Genomic DNA, 20,032 nt, shown 5'->3' on the forward strand with positions numbered 1-20,032 from the left:
CCCTCCGTAACCTGGCGTCAGAAGGAACGGGCGGGGGCAAGTGGAACATTCACAGGGCACAGGGGCGGGGCTGCTGCTCGCCGGTCGCTACCGGCTGGGCGAGTCCATCGGACGCGGCGGCATGGGCAAGGTCTGGCGCGCACACGACGAGGTGCTGCACCGCGTGGTGGCGGTCAAGGAGCTGACGGCGGGCCGCTTCGTGGCCGAGGCCGACCGGCTCGTGCTGCACGCCCGTACGCAGAAGGAGGCGCGGGCGGCCGCGCGGATCACGCACCCGGGCGTGGTCACCGTCCACGACGTCCTCGAACACGACGCCCGCCCGTGGATCGTCATGCAGTACGTCGACGGGCCCTCGCTCGCCGACGCCGCCAAGGAGGCGGGCACCATCGAGCCCCGCGAGGCGGCCAGGATCGGGCTGCACGTCCTCGGCGCGCTGCGCGCCGCGCACGCGGCCGGGGTGCTGCACCGGGACGTCAAGCCGGGCAACATCCTGCTCGCGCGCGACGGACGCGTCCTCATCACCGACTTCGGGATCGCGGCGATCGAGGGGGACTCGACGATCACCCGGACCGGTGAAATCGTCGGCTCCATCGACTATCTGGCGCCCGAGCGGGTGAAGGGCGGCGATCCCGGCCCCGCCTCCGACCTCTGGTCGCTCGGGGCCACGCTCTACACGGCGGTGGAGGGCACCTCGCCGTTCCGCCGCACCTCCCCGATCAGCACCATGCAGGCCGTGGTGACCGAGGAGCCGCCGCACCCGGAGAAGGCGGGCGCGCTGGCCTCCGTCATCGTGGCCCTGCTGCGCAAGGACCCGGCGCAGCGGCCGCGCGCGGACGAGGCCGAGCGGATGCTGATCGAGGCGATGGAGGGACGCGCACCGGCGGCGGCGCAGGCGTACGTACCGACCCAGCGGGTGACCCGGGGGGACGTGGAGCCGACGGAGGGCACGGAGGGCACGGACGGCTGGAACGCACCGGGTGGCGGGGCGGGTACGGCGGACCAGACGGGTCAGGCCGATCAGGCGGGCCGGGCCGGCCAGGTGGGCCAGGCGGATCAGGCGGGCCGGTCCGCGTCGGGGGCCGCGGGCGCCGCCCCGCGCGGCTCCACCGCCCAGTGGCCCCAGCCGCCCCGGGAACTCCCGCAGCCCCGGAAGCCCCAGCCGCCCCAGGGCTCCCCGCCCACCCTGGCGTCGGGCTCCGCCCACGTCCCGTCCGGCCGGGGCCGCCGGCGCACCGTCGTCCTGGCGGCCCTGCTCGCCGGGCTCGTCGCGGGCGGCGCCGTCTTCGCCGCCATGAACTACGCGGGCGGCGACCGCGTCGCGGGCGGCACCGGGGGAACGGGCACCGTCACGGCCCCGACCGCGCCCCCCTCCGCCAAGAACGGGGCGAAGGACGGGATTCCGGAGGGCTGGCACCGCGTCGACGACCCGGAGGGCTTCAGCCTCCTCGTCCCGGACGGCTGGAAGCGCCAGACGGAGGGCGACCAGATCGACTACACCCCGGACAACGGCAACCACCGCATCCGGATCAGCATCGACCGCAGCCCCGACTTCGAGAACCCGTACGTGCACGCGCTCGACCTGGAGCGGCTCCTGACGAAGCGGATGGACTACACCCGGATCAAGCTCCTCCCGACCACCTACCGGGACCAGACCCTCTCCTGCCTGTGGGAGTTCAGCTGGACCGAGAAGAAGAACTTCCCGGGGCCCCGGCGCGCGATCGACCAGATGTACTACTCCGACGACGGCACCGAGTACGCCATCTACATGTCCTCGCCGGAGTCGAGCTGGGAGACCACCCGGGAGCAGTTCGACATAGTCCTCCGGCACTGGCGGGAATCGGGCGAGCAGGCGGGCGGGTAAAGGCCGGAAAAATCTGCGCGGGTGGCCTCCGGTGGCCGTAAGCCGCTGATCAGGGCTTATGTGCCAGTGATCGCTGGCGCGGTGTGCGCCCCTGGTGAAAACGCGTTACCGACGGGTACCCAAAGAACGTAAGGCGCCTTACGCTCGCCCTCATGACGGACTCGCAGGCCCCCGCCGCCCCTTCGGCTCCCGACGCCCCCGCCACCGGGACGGAGGCCACCGCCGCCGTGCCCGCAGCCGCGACCGGAGCCGCCGCCCCCGCAGCGCAGACCGAGACCGCGCAGACCGGGACCGCGCAGACCGGAGCCGCCGCCCCCGCCGGTGCGACCAACCCGGTCGCGCCCGCGCCCGCCGGTGCCCGGACCGCCGCCGACGTCGTGACGCCCGAGGTGGTCGCCCGGCTCGTCCGCGGCGTGGTCGGCTCCGGCCGGACCGCCAACCACACCCCCTTCACCGGGGAGAAGCTGGCGGACCTGCCCGAGTCCACCCCCGAGGACGTCGCCGAGGCCTTCGCCCGCGCCCGCGCCGCCCAGCCCGTCTGGGCCGCCACCCCGGTCCGGACCCGCGCCGCCGTGCTCCTGCGCTTCCACGACCTGGTCCTCCAGCGACAGGCCGAGGTCCTCGACCTCATCCAGCTGGAGACGGGCAAGGCGCGCCTGCACGCCCACGAGGAGGTCCTGGCGGTCGCCGTCGCCGCCCGCCACTACGGCCGCAAGGCCCCCTCGTACCTGCGTCCGCGCCACCACACCGGCGTCGTGCCGACCCTCACCAAGGTCACCGAACTGCGCCAGCCGCGCGGGGTCGTCGGTCAGATCGCCCCCTGGAACTACCCGCTCGAACTCTCCGTCGGCGACGCGCTGCCCGCCTTCGTCTCGGGCAACGCCGTCGTCATGAAGCCCGACACCGAGACCGCGCTCACCGCCCTGTGGGCCCGTGACCTGCTGATCGAGGCCGGTCTGCCCGCCGAGGTCTTCCAGGTCGTCCTCGGCGAGGGCCCGGTCGTCGGCCCCGAGGTCGTCCGGCACGCCGACTACGTCTCCTTCACCGGCTCCACCCGCACCGGCCGCGAGGTCGCGCAGGGCGCCGCCGCCCGCCTGGTCGGCGTCTCCCTCGAACTCGGCGGCAAGAACGCCATGCTCGTCCTCGCGGACGCCGACGTCGAGAAGGCCGCCGCCGGCGCCGTCCGCGCCTGCTTCTCCTCCGCCGGACAGCTCTGCATCTCCATCGAGCGCCTGTACGTGCACGAGTCCGTCGCCGACGACTTCGTCGCCCGCTTCGCCGCGCGCACCAAGGCGATGCGGCTCGGCACCTCCCTCGCGTACGGGGCCGACATGGGCTCCCTCGTCGGCGAGCGGCAGTTGGAGACCGTCAAGCAGCACGTCGAGGAGGCCGTCGCCAAGGGCGCCAAGCTGGTCGCGGGCGGCGTCGCCCGTCCCGACGTCGGCCCCCTCTTCTACGAGCCGACCATCCTCGACGGCGTCGAGGCCCCGATGGCCGTCTGCAGCGAGGAGACCTTCGGTCCGGTCGTCTCGATCTACCGCTTCACGGACGAGGACGAGGTGATCGAGCTGGCCAACGCCACCCCGTACGGCCTCAACTCCTCGGTCTGGACGAAGGACTCGCGGCGCGGCCACGCCGTCGCGGCCCGGCTGCGCACCGGCACCGTCAACATCAACGAGGGGTACGCTCCCGCCTACGGCAGCGTGCAGTCCCCGATGGGCGGCATGAAGGACTCCGGGCTCGGCCGCCGCCACGGCTCCGAGGGCATCCTCAAGTACACCGAGGCCCAGACCGTCGCCCAGCAGCGGCTGATCCCGCTCGCGCCCTCCTTCGGGATGGACGACGAGAAGTACGCGGCGTTCATGAGCCTGTCCCTGAAGGCGATGAAGGCCCTGCGCCTGCGCTGAGGCCCCGGGCCCCCGCCGTCGGCGGGGGCCCGCACCCCTTCCCCTTCCCACCCCTTTTTTCCGTACTTCGTACGAGGAGAGCCATGACCGCGGTACCCCCTACCCAAAATCAGGAGCAGGTGGAGGACGGCGCGTACGACTACGACGTCCTCGTCGTCGGCTCCGGCTTCGGCGGTTCGGTCACGGCCCTCCGCCTCACCGAGAAGGGCTACCGGGTCGGCGTCCTGGAGGCAGGGCGCCGCTTCACCCGCGAGACCCTGCCGAAGAACTCCTGGGACCTGAAGAACTTCCTGTGGGCCCCCGCCCTCGGCCTCTACGGCCTCCAGCGCATCCACCTGCTCGGCAACGTCATGGTGCTCGCGGGCGCCGGCGTGGGCGGCGGCTCCCTCAACTACGCCAACACCCTCTACGTACCGCTCAAGGCGTTCTTCGACGACCCGCAGTGGAAGGACATCACGGACTGGGAGGACGAGCTGCGGCCGTACTACGACCAGGCCAAGCGGATGCTGGGCGTCCGGCTCAACCCGACGATGACCCCCTCCGACGTGCACCTGAAGTCGGCCGCCGAGGCGATGGGCATCGGAGACACCTTCCACATGGCGCCGGTCGGCGTCTTCTTCGGGGACGGCGAGGACGCCGACGGCAAGGCGCGCGCCAAGCCGGGCGGCGAGGTCCCCGACCCGTACTTCGGCGGCGCGGGCCCCTCCCGGCGCGCCTGCGCCGAGTGCGGCGAGTGCATGACCGGCTGCCGCCACGGCGCCAAGAACACCCTCAACGAGAACTACCTCCACCTCGCCGAGAAGGCGGGCGCGACCGTCCACCCCATGACGACCGTCGTCACCGTCACCGAGGACTCGCGCGGCGGCTTCGCCGTGAAGACCCTGCCCACCGACCGGCGCAAGAAGGGCCGGGGCCGGACGTTCACCGCCCGCCGGGTCGTGATCGCGGCCGGCACGTACGGCACGCAGACCCTGCTCCACCGGATGAGGGACACCGGGCTGCTGCCCCGGATCTCCGACCGGCTCGGCGAGCTGACCCGCACCAACTCCGAGGGCCTGGTCGGCGCGCAGACCACCGACCGCCGCTACCGGAAGAAGCACGGCGCGGGGAAGGCCGACTTCACCCGGGGCGTCGCCATCACCTCCTCCGTCCACCCCGACGAGAACACCCACATCGAGCCGGTCCGGTACGGCAGGGGCTCCAACTCGATGGGCAGCCTCACCGTCCTCCAGGTGCCCTACGGCGCCCACCGGGTGCGCAACTGGGTCCTCAACATGCTCCGGCACCCCGCGCTCGCCGCCCGTTCGCTCTCCAACCGGAAGTGGTCGGAGCGGACCATCATCGGTCTGGTCATGCAGTCCCTCGACAACTCCCTGACGACCTACCGCAAGCCCGGCGGCATCGGAAAGGGCCTGCTCACGGCCCGCCAGGGGCACGGGGCGCCGAACCCGGTCCAGATCCCGGCGGCCACCCGGGTCGCCAGCCTCCTCGCCGAGGAGATCAACGGCTTCGCCGGCTCGAACGTCGGCGAGCTGATGGGCACCCCGCTCACCGCCCACTTCCTGGGCGGCTGCCCGATCGGCGCGGACGCCGCGTCCGGCGTCATCGACCCGTACCACCGGCTCTACGGCCACCCGGGGATCTCCGTCGTCGACGGGGCGGCCGTCTCCGCCAACCTCGGCGTGAACCCGTCCCTGACGATCACCGCCCAGGCGGAGCGGGCCATGTCCTTCTGGCCGAACAAGGGCGAGGAGGACACGCGCCCGGCGCAGGGCGAGCGGTACGTACGGCTCGCGGCGATCGAGCCGAAGGCCCCCGCGGTCCCGGCCGAGGCCTTCGGCGCGCTGCGGCTGCCGTTCCTGGGGATGCCGAGGATGCCGGCCCCGGACCTGTCCGAGGTCTCGCCCGAGGCCATGGCCGACTCCTCGCCCGAGGCCCCGTCGAAGGCCCCGTCGAAGCGGAAGTGACGCCGGTCCGGTCCGGGGCGGTGGCTTCCGGGCCGGAACGACAGAAAGGGCGCTGCATCCCCCTCCGAATGCAGCGCCCTTCCGGCTTTTGGTGTTGCTGCATGGTTGACCCGCCACCCCCGCGATTGGTTGTAGCGGTTGCACGAGATCTTGGTGTGACGCGCGTCACGTCATGGGGGCGGGCGTACGTGCGAGGGCCCCGTGGCGCGATTCCGGTCGCGCGACGGGGCCCTCGGGGCCGGCACCGGTGTCGGGGCAGCCGCGGTGCCGGGCTGAGCGGCGCCGGGGGGTCGCGCCGCTGGGGGAGGGGATGCGGAGTGGGGGACGGGGGACGGGGTCTTCGCGGGGAGTACGGGATGGGGCCGCGGGGGCACGGCCGGAGGAGCCGGTTGCGGTCGGCCCCGGGCGTCCCCGGGACCGACCGCCCCTTCTGGGTGACCGGACCGCTGTCCCCTGCTGCCCGGTCACGAGCGCTGGTGCGAGGTCCCACGGCACACCGGAGAGGTGCGCCACACGCCCCAGCGAAGCCACGCGTGGTTTCCTTCTGGCCCGCCCCTGGCTGGCACGGACAACCGGACCAACGAAGCCGGAGCCGGGCCGGTCACGCGCCGTACGGGTGAGAGCGGGTCCGAACTCGGGTGCGGGCACCCACTCAGACGCGTCCCCGGCACAGCTCCAGCACCGTCATCGCGATCGCCGTGCCCGGCTTGCCCAGCGCGTCCCTGTAGTGGCCGAGGACCTCCATCTCGCGGTTCAGGTTCACCCGGCGGCCGCCGGAGGAGATCCGCGCCTCCTGGATGACGGCCGAGACGGCCATCCGTTCCTGGACGAGACCGATGATCCGGTCGTCGAGGGCGTCGATGCGCTCGCGGGCGTCGCCGATCAGCGCCGCCGCCTCGTCGGTGCGGGCGCCGGTCTTCTCGGTGGTGGCGGTGTGCGTCGTCATGGTGGGGCTCCTGGGGTGTCGGATGCCCCGGGGCGGTCCGGCCCGGAAACGACAGAGCGCCCCGGGCCTTGTCGGCCCGGGGCGCCTGGGAAGTCGCTTGTCAGTTGCTCAAGCAGCACGACCATGGCAGCCGGTGGGCCGGTTGCCATAGGTAAAGACGAAGGTCGGGTGCTTGCGCATGGCGACAGTATGGACCCCGGCCCGGACCCGGGGCCAAACCGGGTTCGGATGGTGAGACGAAAAGTCCGACCGGCGCGCCGGTAGAATCGACAAATAGCACCCCTTTCGAGGGACCCTCTCCTACCGCCGGAAGGCCGCCGTAGTGTCATCAGCGACCCCCGCTGCCGCGCCCGACGTCACCAACCCGGACGTAGTCCTCGTTGTCGACTTCGGCGCCCAGTACGCCCAGCTCATCGCCCGCCGCGTCCGTGAGGCCCGGGTCTACAGCGAGATCGTCCCGTCCACCATGCCGGTGGCCGAGATGCTGGCCAAGAACCCGAAGGCGATCATCCTCTCCGGCGGCCCGTCCTCCGTGTACGCGGAGAACGCCCCCCGTCTCGACCGCGCGCTCTTCGAGGCGGGCGTCCCCGTCTTCGGCATGTGCTACGGCTTCCAGCTGATGGCGACGACCCTCGGCGGCACCGTCGACAACACCGGCGCCCGCGAGTACGGTCGCACCCCGCTGCACGTCTCCAAGGCCGGCTCCACCCTCTTCGAGGGCACCCCGGTCGAGCAGTCGGTGTGGATGTCGCACGGCGACGCCTGCTCCGCCGCCCCCGAGGGCTTCACCGTCACCGCCTCCACGGACGTCGTGCCGGTCGCCGCCTTCGAGAACGACGAGAAGAAGCTGTACGGCGTCCAGTACCACCCCGAGGTGCTGCACTCCACGCACGGCCAGCAGATCCTGGAGCACTTCCTCTACCGGGGCGCCGGCATCGAGCCGAGCTGGACCACCGGCAACGTGATCGAGGAGCAGGTCGCGGCCATCCGCGCCCAGGTCGGCGACAAGCGCGCGATCTGCGGCCTCTCCGGCGGCGTCGACTCCGCCGTGGCCGCCGCCCTCGTGCAGAAGGCCATCGGCTCGCAGCTCACCTGCGTCTACGTCGACCACGGCCTGATGCGCAAGAACGAGACCGAGCAGGTCGAGAAGGACTTCGTGGCCGCCACCGGCGTCCAGCTGAAGGTCGTCGACGCGCAGGAGCGCTTCCTCACCGCCCTCGCGGGCGTCTCCGACCCGGAGACCAAGCGGAAGATCATCGGCCGCGAGTTCATCCGCGTCTTCGAGCAGGCGCAGCTGGAGATCCTCCAGGAGGAGGGCCCCGAGGTCGCGTTCCTCGTCCAGGGCACGCTCTACCCGGACATCGTCGAGTCCGGCGGCGGCACCGGCACCGCCAACATCAAGTCCCACCACAACGTCGGCGGTCTGCCCGACGACATCGAGTTCGAGCTCGTCGAGCCGCTGCGCCAGCTCTTCAAGGACGAGGTCCGCATGGTCGGGCAGGAGCTCGGCCTGCCCGAGGAGATCGTCCAGCGCCAGCCCTTCCCCGGCCCCGGCCTCGGCATCCGCATCGTCGGCGAGGTCACCAAGGAGCGCTTGGACCTGCTGCGCGAGGCCGACGCCATCGCCCGCGAGGAGTTGACGGCCGCCGGTCTCGACCGCGACATCTGGCAGTGCCCGGTCGTGCTGCTCGCCGACGTGCGCTCCGTGGGCGTCCAGGGCGACGGCCGCACCTACGGCCACCCGATCGTGCTGCGTCCCGTCTCCTCCGAGGACGCCATGACGGCCGACTGGTCGCGCCTGCCCTACGAGGTGCTCGCCAAGATCTCGACCCGCATCACCAACGAGGTCGCCGACGTGAACCGCGTCGTCCTCGACGTCACCAGCAAGCCGCCGGGCACCATCGAGTGGGAGTGACCCCTCCCGCCCGCGCCTGAGACCGCCGCCCCGCACGACCGGGGCGGCGGTTTCGTCGTGTGGGGACGCCGGCCGGGCGGTTTCGTCACGCCGGAGCGCCCGTTCGGCGGTTTCGTCACGCCGGGGCACCGGTTCGGCGGTTTCGTCGTGTCCGGGCTCTGGTGACCCGACCGGCCGGGCACTACCTTCCGGCGCATGAGCGTGATACCGGACCCCGTCCCCCTCGACCGGCTCCACTTCGCCATGCCGCCCGTCCACGCGACGGCCGAGGAGGAACGCGTCCACCGCAAACAGCGGCTCGCGGGCGCCCTCCGGCTCTTCGGACGGTTCGGATACGAGGAGGGCGTCTCGGGCCACATCACCGCCCGCGACCCGGAGCTCCCCGACTGCTTCTGGGTGAACCCCTTCGGGGCGCCGTTCGCCGAGACGACCGCCAGCGACCTCATCCTGGTCAACGGCGACGGACAGGTCCTCCACGGCGGCCGCCACGTCAACCAGGCCGCCTTCACCGTCCACGCCCAGGTCCACCGGGCCCGGCCCGACGCCGTCGCCGTCGTCCACACCCACTCCCTCCACGGCCGGGCGCTCGCCGCCCTCGGCGAACTCCTCGACCCGCTCACCCAGGAGGCCTGCGCCTTCTACCAGGACCACGTCCTCTACGACGCCTACACCGGCGTCACCGTGGACGCGGAGGAGGGACGCCGGATCGCCGTCGCCCTCGGCGCCTCCAAGGCGATCGTGCTCCGCAACCACGGACCGCTCACCGTCGGCACCTCCGTCGACGCGGCCGCCTGGTGGTTCATCGCCCTGGAACGCTGCGCCCGCATCCAGCTGACCGCCCGCGCGGCCGGAAAGCCGGTCCTGATCGACCACCACGACGCCGTCGCCACCCGCGAACAGCTCGGCAACGACCTCGTCGCCTGGATCAACTACCAGCCCCTCTGGCGCAGGATCAGCCGAGCGGAGCCCGAACTCCTGTCGTAACACCATCGCTTCACCCTTCTGTACGTCAATCCGACGACACGGCAATCACTCCTGGGCGGGGTGCACGCGGCCTTCACGAGAACCCCCGGTACGGCACAATTCCGTGGAACCAACGGCACGTTGGCCCTCCACGGCACACCGGAACGCACCCGAACGCACCGGACGCGCGTCGTGGAGCGAGCGCGGGAAGTGAGCACCGTGGCGGTTCAAGAGGCGAGACAGCACGGCGAGCACGCGACGGCCCGCGCCGACTGCGCCCACTGCGGGCAGACCGGCCACCGGCGCGCGGTCGCCGCCTTCCTCGCCCGGCGCGACGAACTCGCCGCCGGACACGGCGTCCCCGCCGCCGTCGCCCACTCCCCGGTCGCCGCCCGCCAGTGGGTCTCCGACGAACTCGCCCAGTCCGCCCGCGCGGTCACCGCACACGGCCGGGAGGCCGGACCCGCCCGGCTCGACCGGCTCCGGCGCGGCACCCTCCGCGCCATCTGGGGCGCCGTCCTCGTCCTCCTCCTCGGCCAGGCCCTCACCGCCGTCGGAACCGGCTGGACCGCCGCCCGCACGGCCGGCCTCTGCACCGCCCTGGTCCTCGCCGCCCTCCTCAGTGCCGCCGCCCACACCCACCGGGAGCGCGGCGGCCTCCTCGCGCCCCTGACCGGCGAGGACAACCGGCTCTCCACCACCCGCGCCGTCGCCGCCGCCTGGCTCCTGCTCCTCTCCTTCTCCCTCCTCCTCCTGACCGTCCGGCTCCTCGTCCTCCGCCCACCCGCCACGGCCGACTCCACGACCGCCTTCGGCCTGTCCCGGGCCGCCGGCCTGCTCACCGCCCTGGCCCTGGTGGCGACCGTCACCGTCGTCGCCCGCCTCCTCGTCACCTCCGGGATCGCGGCGGGCCGCCTCCAGAAGGTGCCCGCCGACCGTCCCCGCGCCGCCGACCTCCTCTGCGACGACGACGGCCGCGCCTGCCTCGCCGACGTCCAGTACCTCCTGGTCTCCGGCGCCGTCCTCGCCCTCGCGGCCGCCGGACTCGCCCACGACCCCGCCCGGCTCCCCGAGGTCCCCCGGTCCCTCGTGCTCCTCCTCGCCGTCTCGGCGGCCTGGCACCTCGCCGCGAAGCGCGCCGAGGGCGTCCGCCCCACGATCCACTCCGTGGTCCGGTCCCGGGAGGCGGGCGACCTCGACGCCCCGATCCGCACGGGCGACGACATCGAGATCCGCGGCCGCGGCTTCGTCCCGCCGGGCGCGGGCGCCCCCGACCCGCTGACCCGCCTCGTCGTCCGCATCGGCCCCGTCCACGCCCACGTCCCCCTGGTCCCGGTCCCGGGCGGCTTCGCCAACCCCACCGACACCGCCCTGACCGTCCCCCTCCCGGCCGACGTGGAACCGGGCCGGGCGGAGATCTCGGTCGTGACGGCGGCGGGCGTGGAGACCAACCGGGTCACGATCGACGTCGTGGACTGACCGTCCGGCCCTCTCCCCGCGCCCCCGGGCCCCCACCCGGAGGAGAATCGTTCAGCGAGCAGCCGTACGGGGCGTGAGAGGTGACCGGCGATGACGGAACAGACGAACCGGGGCGACGACAGGGCCCCCGACGACGGCACCGACAGCACGAGGAGCGGCCCCGGTGGCTCCACAGGTCCCGGTGCTTCTGGAGGCCCCGGCGGCTACACGGGCTCCGGTGGCTCCGCGGACTCCAGTGGCTCCAGCAGCCCCGTAGGCCCCAGCAGCCCCGTAGGCCCCGGTGGCTCCGCAGGCTCTGGCGGCCCCGGGCGTCCCGTCGGCTCCGATGGTCCCGGCGGTGGCGACGGGTCCGGTGCCTGGAAGGCCCTCGCCTCCCGTTACGCCCTCCTTCCCTTGCGGATCTTCCTCGGGGTCACGTTCGTCTACGCCGGGCTCGACAAGCTCACCGACTCCGCCTTCTTCGCCGACACCGGCAGCGGATCCATCGGCGAGACGATGAGCGGCGTCCGGGACGGCTCCGCGATCCCCGCCCTCGTCGACCTCGCCCTCAAGAACCCCGCCGGCTTCGGCTACGCCATCGCCTTCGGAGAACTCGCCGTCGGCCTCGGGACCCTCTTCGGCCTCTTCGCCCGGGTGGCGGCGCTCGGCGGCGCGCTGATCTCGCTGAGCCTCTGGCTGACCGTGAGCTGGCAGGTGTCGCCGTACTACCTCGGCAACGACCTCGTCTATCTGATGGCCTGGCTGCCGCTGCTGCTCGCCGGGGCCCCGGTGCTCTCGCTGGACCGGCTCCTCGCCGAACGGCGCCGTATTCGATAGGCGACCCAGGTCACCAGGGCGGCCGTGCCCAGGCCGCCGCAGAGGACCGGGACCATCGCGTACCAGGGGGTCGTCCAGGCCCCGGTGGCGTCGCCCGCGTACAGGGCGGTCAGGGCGAGGGCGGTGAGGCCGACGAGCAGCCGGCCGGGACGGAACTCATGAAGCAGCACGGATGACCTCCACCTGTCCGAGTGCGACCTCCAGGGAGAGGTCCAGGGTGCCCGCCGGGACGGTTCCGGCCGGCGGCGCGAGCGTGTGGGTCTCCTGGCGGTCCGGCGCGATGTCGATGTCGTTGGGCGGCTGCCCCGGCAGTCGCAGATCGCCCAGCGACACCTTGGCGCGCAGCTTCACGACCGCGTCCTTCGGGACGATCACCTTGAGCTGCCCGGCGCCCACCTCCGCGCCGGTGGTGACCGTCGTGCCCGCGGGAACCGGGAGCCGCGACAGATCGAGCGTGCCGACCCCGGTACCCAGCTCGTAGCGCGGCTGCACGGCGGAGACCGACGCCGGCGCCCACGTCTCGCGGGCCCAGTCCGTGGTGATCCGGTCGGGCATCGCCGTCGCCAGGGCGAGCAGGCCCGCCGTGACCACGGTCATGAAGACCGTGCCGAACCCGGTCCGCCCCAGGAAGCTGCTGACGACGAGGCCCAGGCCGAACACCCCGAGCGCGGCGGCCAGACCGATCTGCAGGCTGGTGCCGAGCGGCTCCGTCTCCCAGGTCAGGGCCGTGCCGAGGCCGGCCGCCACCATCGCGAGCAGTTGGACGAGACCGCTGATGGAGAGCGGACTCTTCCGGACCGAGGGCGTCGGACGCCCGGGCGCCGGGTCCGGGGGACCCCACTGGCTGCCGGGCTTGGGCACCTTGCCGTTCACCCTGCCGTCCTCGTCGAGGACGCCGTGCGGTCCCCACAGATAGCCGACGGCCACCCTGCCGGTCGAGCCGTCCTTCACGATCGGGTCCTTCCACCAGGAGGTGTACTCGATCAGCGGCGGGGCCTTCGTCTCGGGCGGGGCCTCGGCGACCGCGAGCGCCGCCGCCGTGTCCGTCCTGCCCTCGGTCTCGACCGCCCCGGACCGTCTCCGCCGGGACCAGACCGCCGCCCCGCAGGCCGCGAACGCCACCAGCAGCGAGGAGCCCAGCATCGATCCGCTGCGCAGCATCGACAGGAAGACCCCGCAGCCGATCAGCGCCATCAGCAGGGCCGCGAGGGAGGAGCCGGAGACGCGGCCGGTCAGCAGCCTGCGCCCCTCGTTGTCCTCCTCGCCCGCGAGCGGGATCAGCAGCCACGCGAAGCCGTAGAAGATCAGCCCGAAGCCCCCCGTCACCGCCAGCACGCCGATCACGACGCGGAGGATCACCGGGTCGAGGTCGAAGTACCGGCCGAGACCGCCGCAGACCCCGCCCACGACCTTGCTTCCGCGCGAGCGCCGCAACGGCGTGGCGGGAGCGGCCTCCGCCGCCGGCGGGGCCTCGTGCTGCGAAGGCGTCGAACTCGTCATGCCTCCATGGTGACGGCCCGTGACGCCGTGCGGCACCGGGGACGACCCTGGCCCGACCCTGATATTCGAGGGGCCCTTCTCCCCGATGCCTTACCGGGGGAGATCTCAGGGCCGACCCTGATGTCCCGGGCGGGCCGGACGTGTGACGATCGGTGCATGTCCGTATCCGCTCGTGTCACCGAGACCGACGAACCGCCCCTGCGCAGGCTCTACCGGAGCGCCGACGGGCGGTGGCTCGGCGGTGTCGCGCGCGGTCTCGCGGGACATCTCGGACTGCCGGTCGTCTGGGTGCGCACGGCGTTCGCGGTCCTCGCCATGGCGGACGGCCTCGGTGCCGTGCTCTACGCGGTCTTCTGGATCGTCGTCCCGCTCGGCGTCGGCGGGCGGACCGCCCCGCGTCCCGTCTTCGAGACCACCCCGGACGGGCGCCGCAGGCTGCGCAAGCCCGACCGGGGCCAGGTCTTCGCCCTGGCCGCGCTCGCCGTGAGCCTCGCGGTCGTCGCCGGGAACGCCAGCTTCGACGGCCAGATGGGACGGTACGTCTGGCCCACCATCCTCACCGGCATCGGCCTGGCCGTCTTCTGGCGCCAGTCGGACAACGCCCGCCGGGCCAGCTGGACCGACCCCGGGCGCCACAGACGCGCCTTCCAGCTCGCCCGCGGTCTCGTCGGCGTCGCCCTGGTCGGCACGGGCCTCGCGGTCTTCGTGGTGGTCCGCGGCTCCGTCGCCCAGCTCGGTACGGCCCTCACCGCGGCCGTCGCCGTCCTCACCGGCATAGCACTGCTGGCCGGCCCTTGGCTGGTCCGCATGTCGCAGGACCTGACGGAGGAGCGGACCATGCGCATCCGCGCCCAGGAACGCGCCGAGGTCGCGGCCCACGTCCACGACTCCGTGCTGCACACCCTCACCCTGATCCAGCGCAACGCCGACGACCCCGGCGAGGTGCGGCGGCTCGCCCGCGCCCAGGAACGGGAGCTGCGGAACTGGCTGTACAAGCCGGAGGGCACCGGCAGGGACGAGGAGCCCGAGACCCTCGCGGAGGCGGTGAAGCGGGCCGCGGCCGAGGTCGAGGACAAGCACGGCGTCCCGCTGGAGGTGGTCGTCGTCGGCGACTGCCCCCTCGACGAAGGACTGGTCGCACAGATACAGGCCGCACGCGAGGCGATGGTCAACGCCGCCAAGTACGGTGGCGAGGGAGGGGCGGTGCAGGTGTTCGCGGAGGTGGACGGCCGCACGGTCTTCGTCTCGGTGCGGGACCGGGGGCCGGGCTTCGACCTGGACGACGTGCCCGAGGACCGGATGGGCGTACGAGAATCGATCATCGGCCGGATGCAGCGCAACGGCGGTACGGCCCGGCTGCGGTCACCCCAGGGCGGCGGCACCGAAGTGGAGCTCGAGATGGAGAGGGCGGACGGATGAGCGACGGGACCGGAGCAGGGACCGGAAGCGGGGCGGGCGCGGACGCGGGGACGGACCCGGAGGCGGCGGCGGGTGCCGGGCGCCGGGTGCGGGTGGTGCTCGTCGACGACCACCGCATGTTCCGCACCGGGGTGCAGGCCGAGATCGGCCGGACCGAGGTCACCGGCGTCGAGGTGGTCGGCGAGGCCGCCGACGTCGACCAGGCGGTCACGGTCATCACCGCGACCCGTCCCGAGGTCGTCCTGCTCGACGTGCACCTTCCGGGCGGCGGCGGGGTCGAGGTGCTGCGGCGCTGCGCGAGCCTGCTCGGCGCGCCCGAGGACCCGGTGCGCTTCCTGGCGCTCTCGGTGTCGGACGCGGCCGAGGACGTGATCGGGGTGATCCGGGGCGGTGCCCGGGGCTACGTCACCAAGACGATCACCGGCACCGACCTGGTCGACTCCATCTTCCGGGTCCAGGAGGGCGACGCGGTCTTCTCCCCCCGGCTCGCCGGCTTCGTCCTGGACGCCTTCGCCTCGACGGACGCGCCCCCGGTGGACGAGGACCTGGACCGGCTCACCCAGCGGGAGCGGGAGGTGCTGCGGCTGATCGCCCGTGGCTACGCGTACAAGGAGATCGCCAAGCAGCTCTACATCTCGGTGAAGACGGTCGAGTCGCACGTCTCGGCGGTGCTGCGGAAGCTCCAGCTCTCCAACCGCCACGAGCTGACCCGCTGGGCCACCGCCCGCCGCCTGGTCTGAACCCGCGGTGCGGCCCCGGCGGCCGGGTTCGTCAGGCCACGCGGGTCGCTCCGGCGAAGGGCATCTCGTCGATCGGGGCGATCCGGATCGGGGCGCCGGGGCGGGGGGCGTGGATCATCTGGCCGCCGCCGACGTAGAGCCCGACGTGACTGATCCCGGAGTAGAAGAAGACCAGGTCACCGGGGGCGAGCTGGGAGCGGGAGACGCGCTTTCCGGCGTTGATCTGGGTGTACGTGGTGCGGGGCAGGGAGACGCCGGCCGCGCGCCAGGCCGCCTGGGTGAGGCCCGAGCAGTCGTATCCGGAAGGGCCCGTCGCGCCCCAGATGTACGGCTTGCCGAGCTGGGCGCGGGCGAAGGAGATGGCCTGGGCGGCCCGGGAGCTCGGGGCGCTCACCGGTCCGCGTGCACTGCCCGAGGAGCGGTCGGCCCGTACGGGGGTGGAGGTGCCGGGCGTGTTCGGCCCGCCGGTCCGCGCCGGGACGGCGGAGGTGGTCCGGGCGGTGACGGCGGCCTCGTACCGGGCGCGTTCCTCCGCGGTCAGCCGGGCGAGCAGGACCCTGGCCGCCTCCAGTTTGCCGAGGACGGCCGCCTTCTGCCGCCGCAGCTCGGCCTCGTGGCCGCGCAGGGCGGTCAGGCGGTTCGCGGATTCGCCGCGCAGCTGCCCGATCGCGCCGAGTTCGCGCCGTACGGCCCGGATCGCGGTCGCCTGCCGGTCGCCGGCCTGCTCGGCGAACGCGGCCCGTGCCAGGTACTGGTCCGGGTCGGAGGTGAGGACGAGCCGCACCGTCGGGTCGAGTCCTCCGGAGCGGTACTGGGCGGCGGCCGCGGCCCCGAGGGCGTCCCGCGCGTCGTTGAGGCGCTGGGTCCTGCGGGCGGCCTCGTCGCGCAGCCGGTCGAAGGCGGCGCGGGCCTCGTCCGCCTTCTCCTTCGCTCCGTTGTACCGCTCGGTCGCGGCCCCGGCCTCCTCGTAGAGCCGGTCCACCTGGGCCCTGACCTGGGCAGCGGTGGGGCGGGGGTCCGCGTGTCCGGACCCTTCGAAGAGCGTCGTCGTCGCCGCGGAGGCGAGGGCGAGGGTGGCGGCGGTGCGGACCGCCTGACCACCGAGGAGGGACGGTGCGGTCTTTCGGTGCGATGCCACGAGGGCGGGTCACATCCTCTTCCCTGGGGGACGGGGTCCGCCGGGCCGGCGGCGGCCCGCACAGGGGGACGGACCGCCGCCGGTTTTCTCGGCGGGGGTGACCGACGACCGCCGACCTGCCGGCGGTGGTGGGGAGCCGGTCACCTGGTGGAGGACGCTAGGCCCGGGGTCACGCCCGGATGACGGGATGACCGTTATTGGCGTCAGTTGACAGATGGAGGGTCGAACTCTTTCGCCGGGTGATGGGGTGGGGCCGTTCCGGCGGCCGGACGGACGTAGGGACGCAGGGACGCACGGGTGCGCGGACGCGCGGAGCTTTCGCGAAACGCTTCCGTGGGCGGGCGTCCGGCCGGCCGAACGAAGCGTTGGGAGCGGGGCGTCGGGAGCGGGTGTACCCGCCCGCAGGGGGCCGCCGGAGGCCCGGTTAGGCTCCGCCCCATGGACGTACTCATCAATGTCTTCGTCGCCCTGCACGTCATCGGGATCGCCTCCCTCCTCGGCGGCTTCCTCACCCAGATGAAGGCGATGGGCGCCGGTACGGCCCGCTTCAGCCCCGCGATGCTGCACGGCGCGCTGACCATGCTGGTCACGGGCGTCGCGCTCGTCGGCCTCAACCAGGCCGACGACCAGACCGTGAACAACCTCAAGATCGGCATCAAGCTGGCGATCCTCGTCGTGATCCTCGGCCTCGTCTACGTCAAGCGGGACGACGAGAAGGTCGACAAGGGCCTCTTCGCCGCCGTCGGCGGCCTGACCACGGCGAACATCTTCATCGCGACCGTCTGGACCTGAGCCGCGCGCCCGGGGCCCGGCCCGGCGGCGACCCCGGTGTGACCCGTTCCGCACCCCGGCCGCACGGACCGCCCCCCAAAGACGGACCCGGATGTCAGCGCGGCGTCCTAGACTCGTGAGGCGATGAGCAGCCTCTTTGACGACAGCTTCCTGGCCGGTCTCCAGAACTCCTCGGAGGAGCCCCCGCCCCATCCCGAGGACGACGAGCAGGGCTCCCCGGCCCCGGAGGAGGTCCCGCACGACCTCTTCGGGGAGCACTTCGACGCGCCCCCGCCCCGGGACGCGCACTACCGCGACGGCGCCCCGCGCCCCGTCGTGGACCCCGCCGCGCTCCTGGAGGGGCTGAACGAGCAGCAGCGCGCCGCCGTCGTGCACACCGGCACCCCGCTGCTCATCGTCGCGGGCGCCGGCTCCGGCAAGACCCGGGTGCTCACCCACCGCATCGCCCACCTCCTGGGCACGCGCCACGTCCACCCCGGCCAGATACTGGCGATCACCTTCACCAACAAGGCCGCGGGCGAGATGAAGGAGCGCGTCGAGCAGCTCGTCGGCCCGCGCGCCAACGCCATGTGGGTCATGACCTTCCACAGCGCGTGCGTCCGGATCCTGCGTCGCGAGTCGAAGAGGCTCGGCTTCACCTCCTCCTTCTCGATCTACGACGCCGCCGACTCCAAGCGCCTGATGGCCCTGGTCTGCCGCGACCTGGACCTCGACCCGAAGAAGTTCCCGCCGAAGTCGTTCAGCGCCAAGATCTCGAACCTCAAGAACGAGCTGATCGACGAGGAGACCTTCGCCGACCAGGCGCAGGACGGCTTCGAGAAGACGCTCGCCGAGGCGTACCGGATGTACCAGGCGCGGCTGCGCGAGGCCAACGCCCTGGACTTCGACGACATCATCATGACGACGGTCCACCTGCTCCAGGCGTTCCCGGACGTCGCCGAGCACTACCGCCGCCGCTTCCGCCACGTCCTCGTCGACGAGTACCAGGACACCAACCACGCCCAGTACACCCTGGTGCGCGAGCTGGTCGGCACCGGCTACGAGGACCTCGGCCCGGCCGAGCTGTGCGTGGTGGGCGACGCCGACCAGTCGATCTACGCCTTCCGGGGCGCCACCATCCGCAACATCCTCCAGTTCGAGGAGGACTACCCGGACGCGACCACGATCCTCCTGGAGCAGAACTACCGCTCCACGCAGACGATCCTCTCGGCCGCCAACGCCGTCATCGAGCGCAACGAATCCCGCCGCCCCAAGAACCTGTGGACCAACGCGGGCGAGGGCGCGCGGATCACCGGCTACGTCGCGGACACCGAGCACGACGAGGCGCAGTTCGTCGCCGACGAGATCGACCGGCTCGCCGACGCGGGCGAGGCCAAGGCCGGGGACGTCGCCGTCTTCTACCGGACCAACGCGCAGTCCCGCGTCTTCGAGGAGATCTTCATCCGCGTCGGCCTGCCCTACAAGGTCGTCGGCGGCGTGCGCTTCTACGAGCGCAAGGAGGTCCGGGACGTCCTCGCGTACCTGCGCGTCCTCGCCAACCCCGAGGACAACGTCCCGCTGCGCCGCATCCTCAACGTCCCCAAGCGGGGCATCGGCGAGCGCGCCGAGGCGATGATCGACGCCCTCTCGCTCCGCGAGAAGATCACCTTCCCGCAGGCGCTCAAGCGGGTCGACGAGGCGTACGGCATGGCCGCGCGCTCCGCGAACGCCGTCAAGCGCTTCAACGCGCTCATGGACGAGCTGCGCACCGTCGTCGAGTCCGGCGCCGGACCCGCCGTCGTCCTGGAAGCGGTCCTGGAGCGGACCGGCTACCTGGCCGAGCTCCAGGCCTCGACCGACCCGCAGGACGAGACCCGGATCGAGAACCTCCAGGAACTCGCCGCCGTGGCCCTGGAGTTCGAGCAGGAGCGGGGAGAGGAGCCCGCGACCCTCGCCGAGTTCCTGGAGAAGGTCGCGCTCGTCGCCGACTCCGACCAGATCCCTGACGAGGACGAGGAGGGCCGGGGCGTCATCACCCTGATGACGCTGCACACCGCCAAGGGCCTCGAATTCCCCGTGGTGTTCCTGACGGGCATGGAGGACGGCGTCTTCCCGCACATGCGCGCCCTCGGCCAGGCGAAGGAGCTGGAGGAGGAGCGGCGCCTCGCGTACGTGGGCATCACGCGCGCGCGTGAGCGGCTCTACCTGACCCGCTCGGCGATGCGCAGCGCCTGGGGCCAGCCCTCGTACAACCCGGCCTCGCGCTTCCTGGAGGAGATCCCGGCCACGCACCTGGAGTGGAAGCGGACCGGTCCGATGGCGAAGCCCGCCGGGCCGACCTCGGGCATCACCTCCTCGCTCTCCTCCTCCCGCGCGCGCTCCGGCCCCTCGGGCTTCGCCACGCGGCGGGCCGGCGAGAAGCCGGTGATCTCGCTCCAGGTGGGCGACCGGGTCACGCACGACCAGTTCGGCCTCGGCACGGTCACGGCGGTGACCGGCACGGGTGCTGACGCCCAGGCGACGATCGACTTCGGCGACGACAAGCCGAAGCGGCTGCTGCTGCGGTACGCGCCGGTCGAGAAGCTGTAAGGGACGTACGCGGACACGGAA

15 protein-coding genes are annotated in these 20,032 nt (G+C 72.8%); 11 read left to right on the forward strand and 4 right to left on the reverse strand.

What is annotated here, in order from left to right; genetic code table 11:
* Positions 1–40: 40 nt before the first annotated feature.
* The 3 genes from ACIQVI_RS14970 (at position 41) to ACIQVI_RS14980 (ending at position 5,735) form a co-directional block, all read left to right on the forward strand.
* On the forward strand, positions 41–1,861 hold the full coding sequence (locus ACIQVI_RS14970; RefSeq protein WP_403595437.1) for a serine/threonine-protein kinase: 1,821 nt from the start codon (positions 41–43) through the stop codon (positions 1,859–1,861).
* A gap of 152 nt (positions 1,862–2,013) precedes the next feature.
* Entirely contained in the window at positions 2,014–3,768 is a 1,755-nt protein-coding gene (locus tag ACIQVI_RS14975) for a succinic semialdehyde dehydrogenase (protein WP_403595440.1), read from the forward strand.
* An 83-nt stretch (positions 3,769–3,851) separates the two neighbouring features.
* On the forward strand, positions 3,852–5,735 hold the full coding sequence (locus ACIQVI_RS14980; RefSeq protein ID WP_403595443.1) for a GMC oxidoreductase: 1,884 nt from the start codon (positions 3,852–3,854) through the stop codon (positions 5,733–5,735).
* A 652-nt stretch (positions 5,736–6,387) separates the two neighbouring features.
* Here the strand turns inward: ACIQVI_RS14980 and ACIQVI_RS14985 are convergent.
* Positions 6,388–6,681, reverse strand: coding sequence for a chorismate mutase (locus ACIQVI_RS14985; protein WP_351970707.1), 294 nt, complete (start codon positions 6,679–6,681; stop codon positions 6,388–6,390).
* A 322-nt stretch (positions 6,682–7,003) separates the two neighbouring features.
* On the opposite strand from ACIQVI_RS14985, the gene guaA reads away from it, so the two are divergent.
* The 4 genes from guaA to ACIQVI_RS15005 all read left to right on the forward strand — a co-directional run bounded on the left by guaA (position 7,004) and on the right by ACIQVI_RS15005 (position 11,854).
* Positions 7,004–8,596, forward strand: coding sequence for a glutamine-hydrolyzing GMP synthase (gene guaA / locus ACIQVI_RS14990; protein WP_351970708.1), 1,593 nt, complete (start codon positions 7,004–7,006; stop codon positions 8,594–8,596).
* A gap of 195 nt (positions 8,597–8,791) precedes the next feature.
* On the forward strand, positions 8,792–9,580 hold the full coding sequence (locus tag ACIQVI_RS14995) for a class II aldolase/adducin family protein (RefSeq protein ID WP_351970709.1): 789 nt from the start codon (positions 8,792–8,794) through the stop codon (positions 9,578–9,580).
* Positions 9,581–9,778: 198 nt separating this feature from the next.
* The gene (locus tag ACIQVI_RS15000) at positions 9,779–11,038 is read left to right on the forward strand and encodes a hypothetical protein (RefSeq protein WP_403595448.1); all 1,260 of its coding nucleotides are present in this window, start codon (positions 9,779–9,781) and stop codon (positions 11,036–11,038) included.
* 393 nt (positions 11,039–11,431) lie between these two features.
* Entirely contained in the window at positions 11,432–11,854 is a 423-nt protein-coding gene (locus tag ACIQVI_RS15005; RefSeq protein ID WP_403595451.1) for a DoxX family protein, read from the forward strand.
* Here ACIQVI_RS15005 and ACIQVI_RS15010 read toward each other — a convergent pair.
* On the reverse strand, positions 11,764–12,024 hold the full coding sequence (locus tag ACIQVI_RS15010; protein ID WP_121832917.1) for a hypothetical protein: 261 nt from the start codon (positions 12,022–12,024) through the stop codon (positions 11,764–11,766). The two genes, ACIQVI_RS15005 and ACIQVI_RS15010, sit on opposite strands and share 91 nt — an antisense overlap.
* Entirely contained in the window at positions 12,011–13,354 is a 1,344-nt protein-coding gene (locus ACIQVI_RS15015; RefSeq protein ID WP_403595454.1) for a PspC domain-containing protein, read from the reverse strand. The genes ACIQVI_RS15010 and ACIQVI_RS15015 overlap by 14 nt, the downstream gene beginning before the upstream one ends.
* Positions 13,355–13,510: 156 nt before the next feature.
* Between ACIQVI_RS15015 and ACIQVI_RS15020 the strand changes: the two genes are divergently transcribed.
* Both ACIQVI_RS15020 and ACIQVI_RS15025 read left to right on the forward strand, forming a co-directional pair.
* Positions 13,511–14,773, forward strand: a complete 1,263-nt coding sequence (locus tag ACIQVI_RS15020) for a PspC domain-containing protein (RefSeq protein WP_351970712.1) — start codon at positions 13,511–13,513, stop codon at positions 14,771–14,773.
* Positions 14,770–15,513: a response regulator transcription factor gene (locus ACIQVI_RS15025; RefSeq protein WP_351970713.1), complete on the forward strand. Its 744-nt coding sequence runs from the start codon at positions 14,770–14,772 to the stop codon at positions 15,511–15,513. The genes ACIQVI_RS15020 and ACIQVI_RS15025 overlap by 4 nt, the downstream gene beginning before the upstream one ends.
* Positions 15,514–15,544: 31 nt before the next feature.
* Here ACIQVI_RS15025 and ACIQVI_RS15030 read toward each other — a convergent pair whose 3' ends face one another.
* Entirely contained in the window at positions 15,545–16,651 is a 1,107-nt protein-coding gene (locus ACIQVI_RS15030; protein WP_403595458.1) for an NlpC/P60 family protein, read from the reverse strand.
* Positions 16,652–17,089: 438 nt separating this feature from the next.
* On the opposite strand from ACIQVI_RS15030, the gene ACIQVI_RS15035 reads away from it, so the two are divergent.
* Together ACIQVI_RS15035 and pcrA are read left to right on the forward strand one after the other, a co-directional pair.
* Positions 17,090–17,443 (forward strand): hypothetical protein, encoded by a 354-nt coding sequence (locus ACIQVI_RS15035; RefSeq protein WP_351970715.1) that lies wholly within the window; start codon positions 17,090–17,092, stop codon positions 17,441–17,443.
* A gap of 123 nt (positions 17,444–17,566) precedes the next feature.
* Positions 17,567–20,011: a DNA helicase PcrA gene (pcrA, locus tag ACIQVI_RS15040; RefSeq protein ID WP_403595462.1), complete on the forward strand. Its 2,445-nt coding sequence runs from the start codon at positions 17,567–17,569 to the stop codon at positions 20,009–20,011.
* The last annotated feature ends 21 nt before the right edge of the window (positions 20,012–20,032 follow it).

Origin of the sequence: Streptomyces sp. NPDC098101, from assembly GCF_044760185.1 — a bacterium.
Taxonomy (GTDB): Bacteria; Actinomycetota; Actinomycetes; order Streptomycetales; family Streptomycetaceae; genus Streptomyces.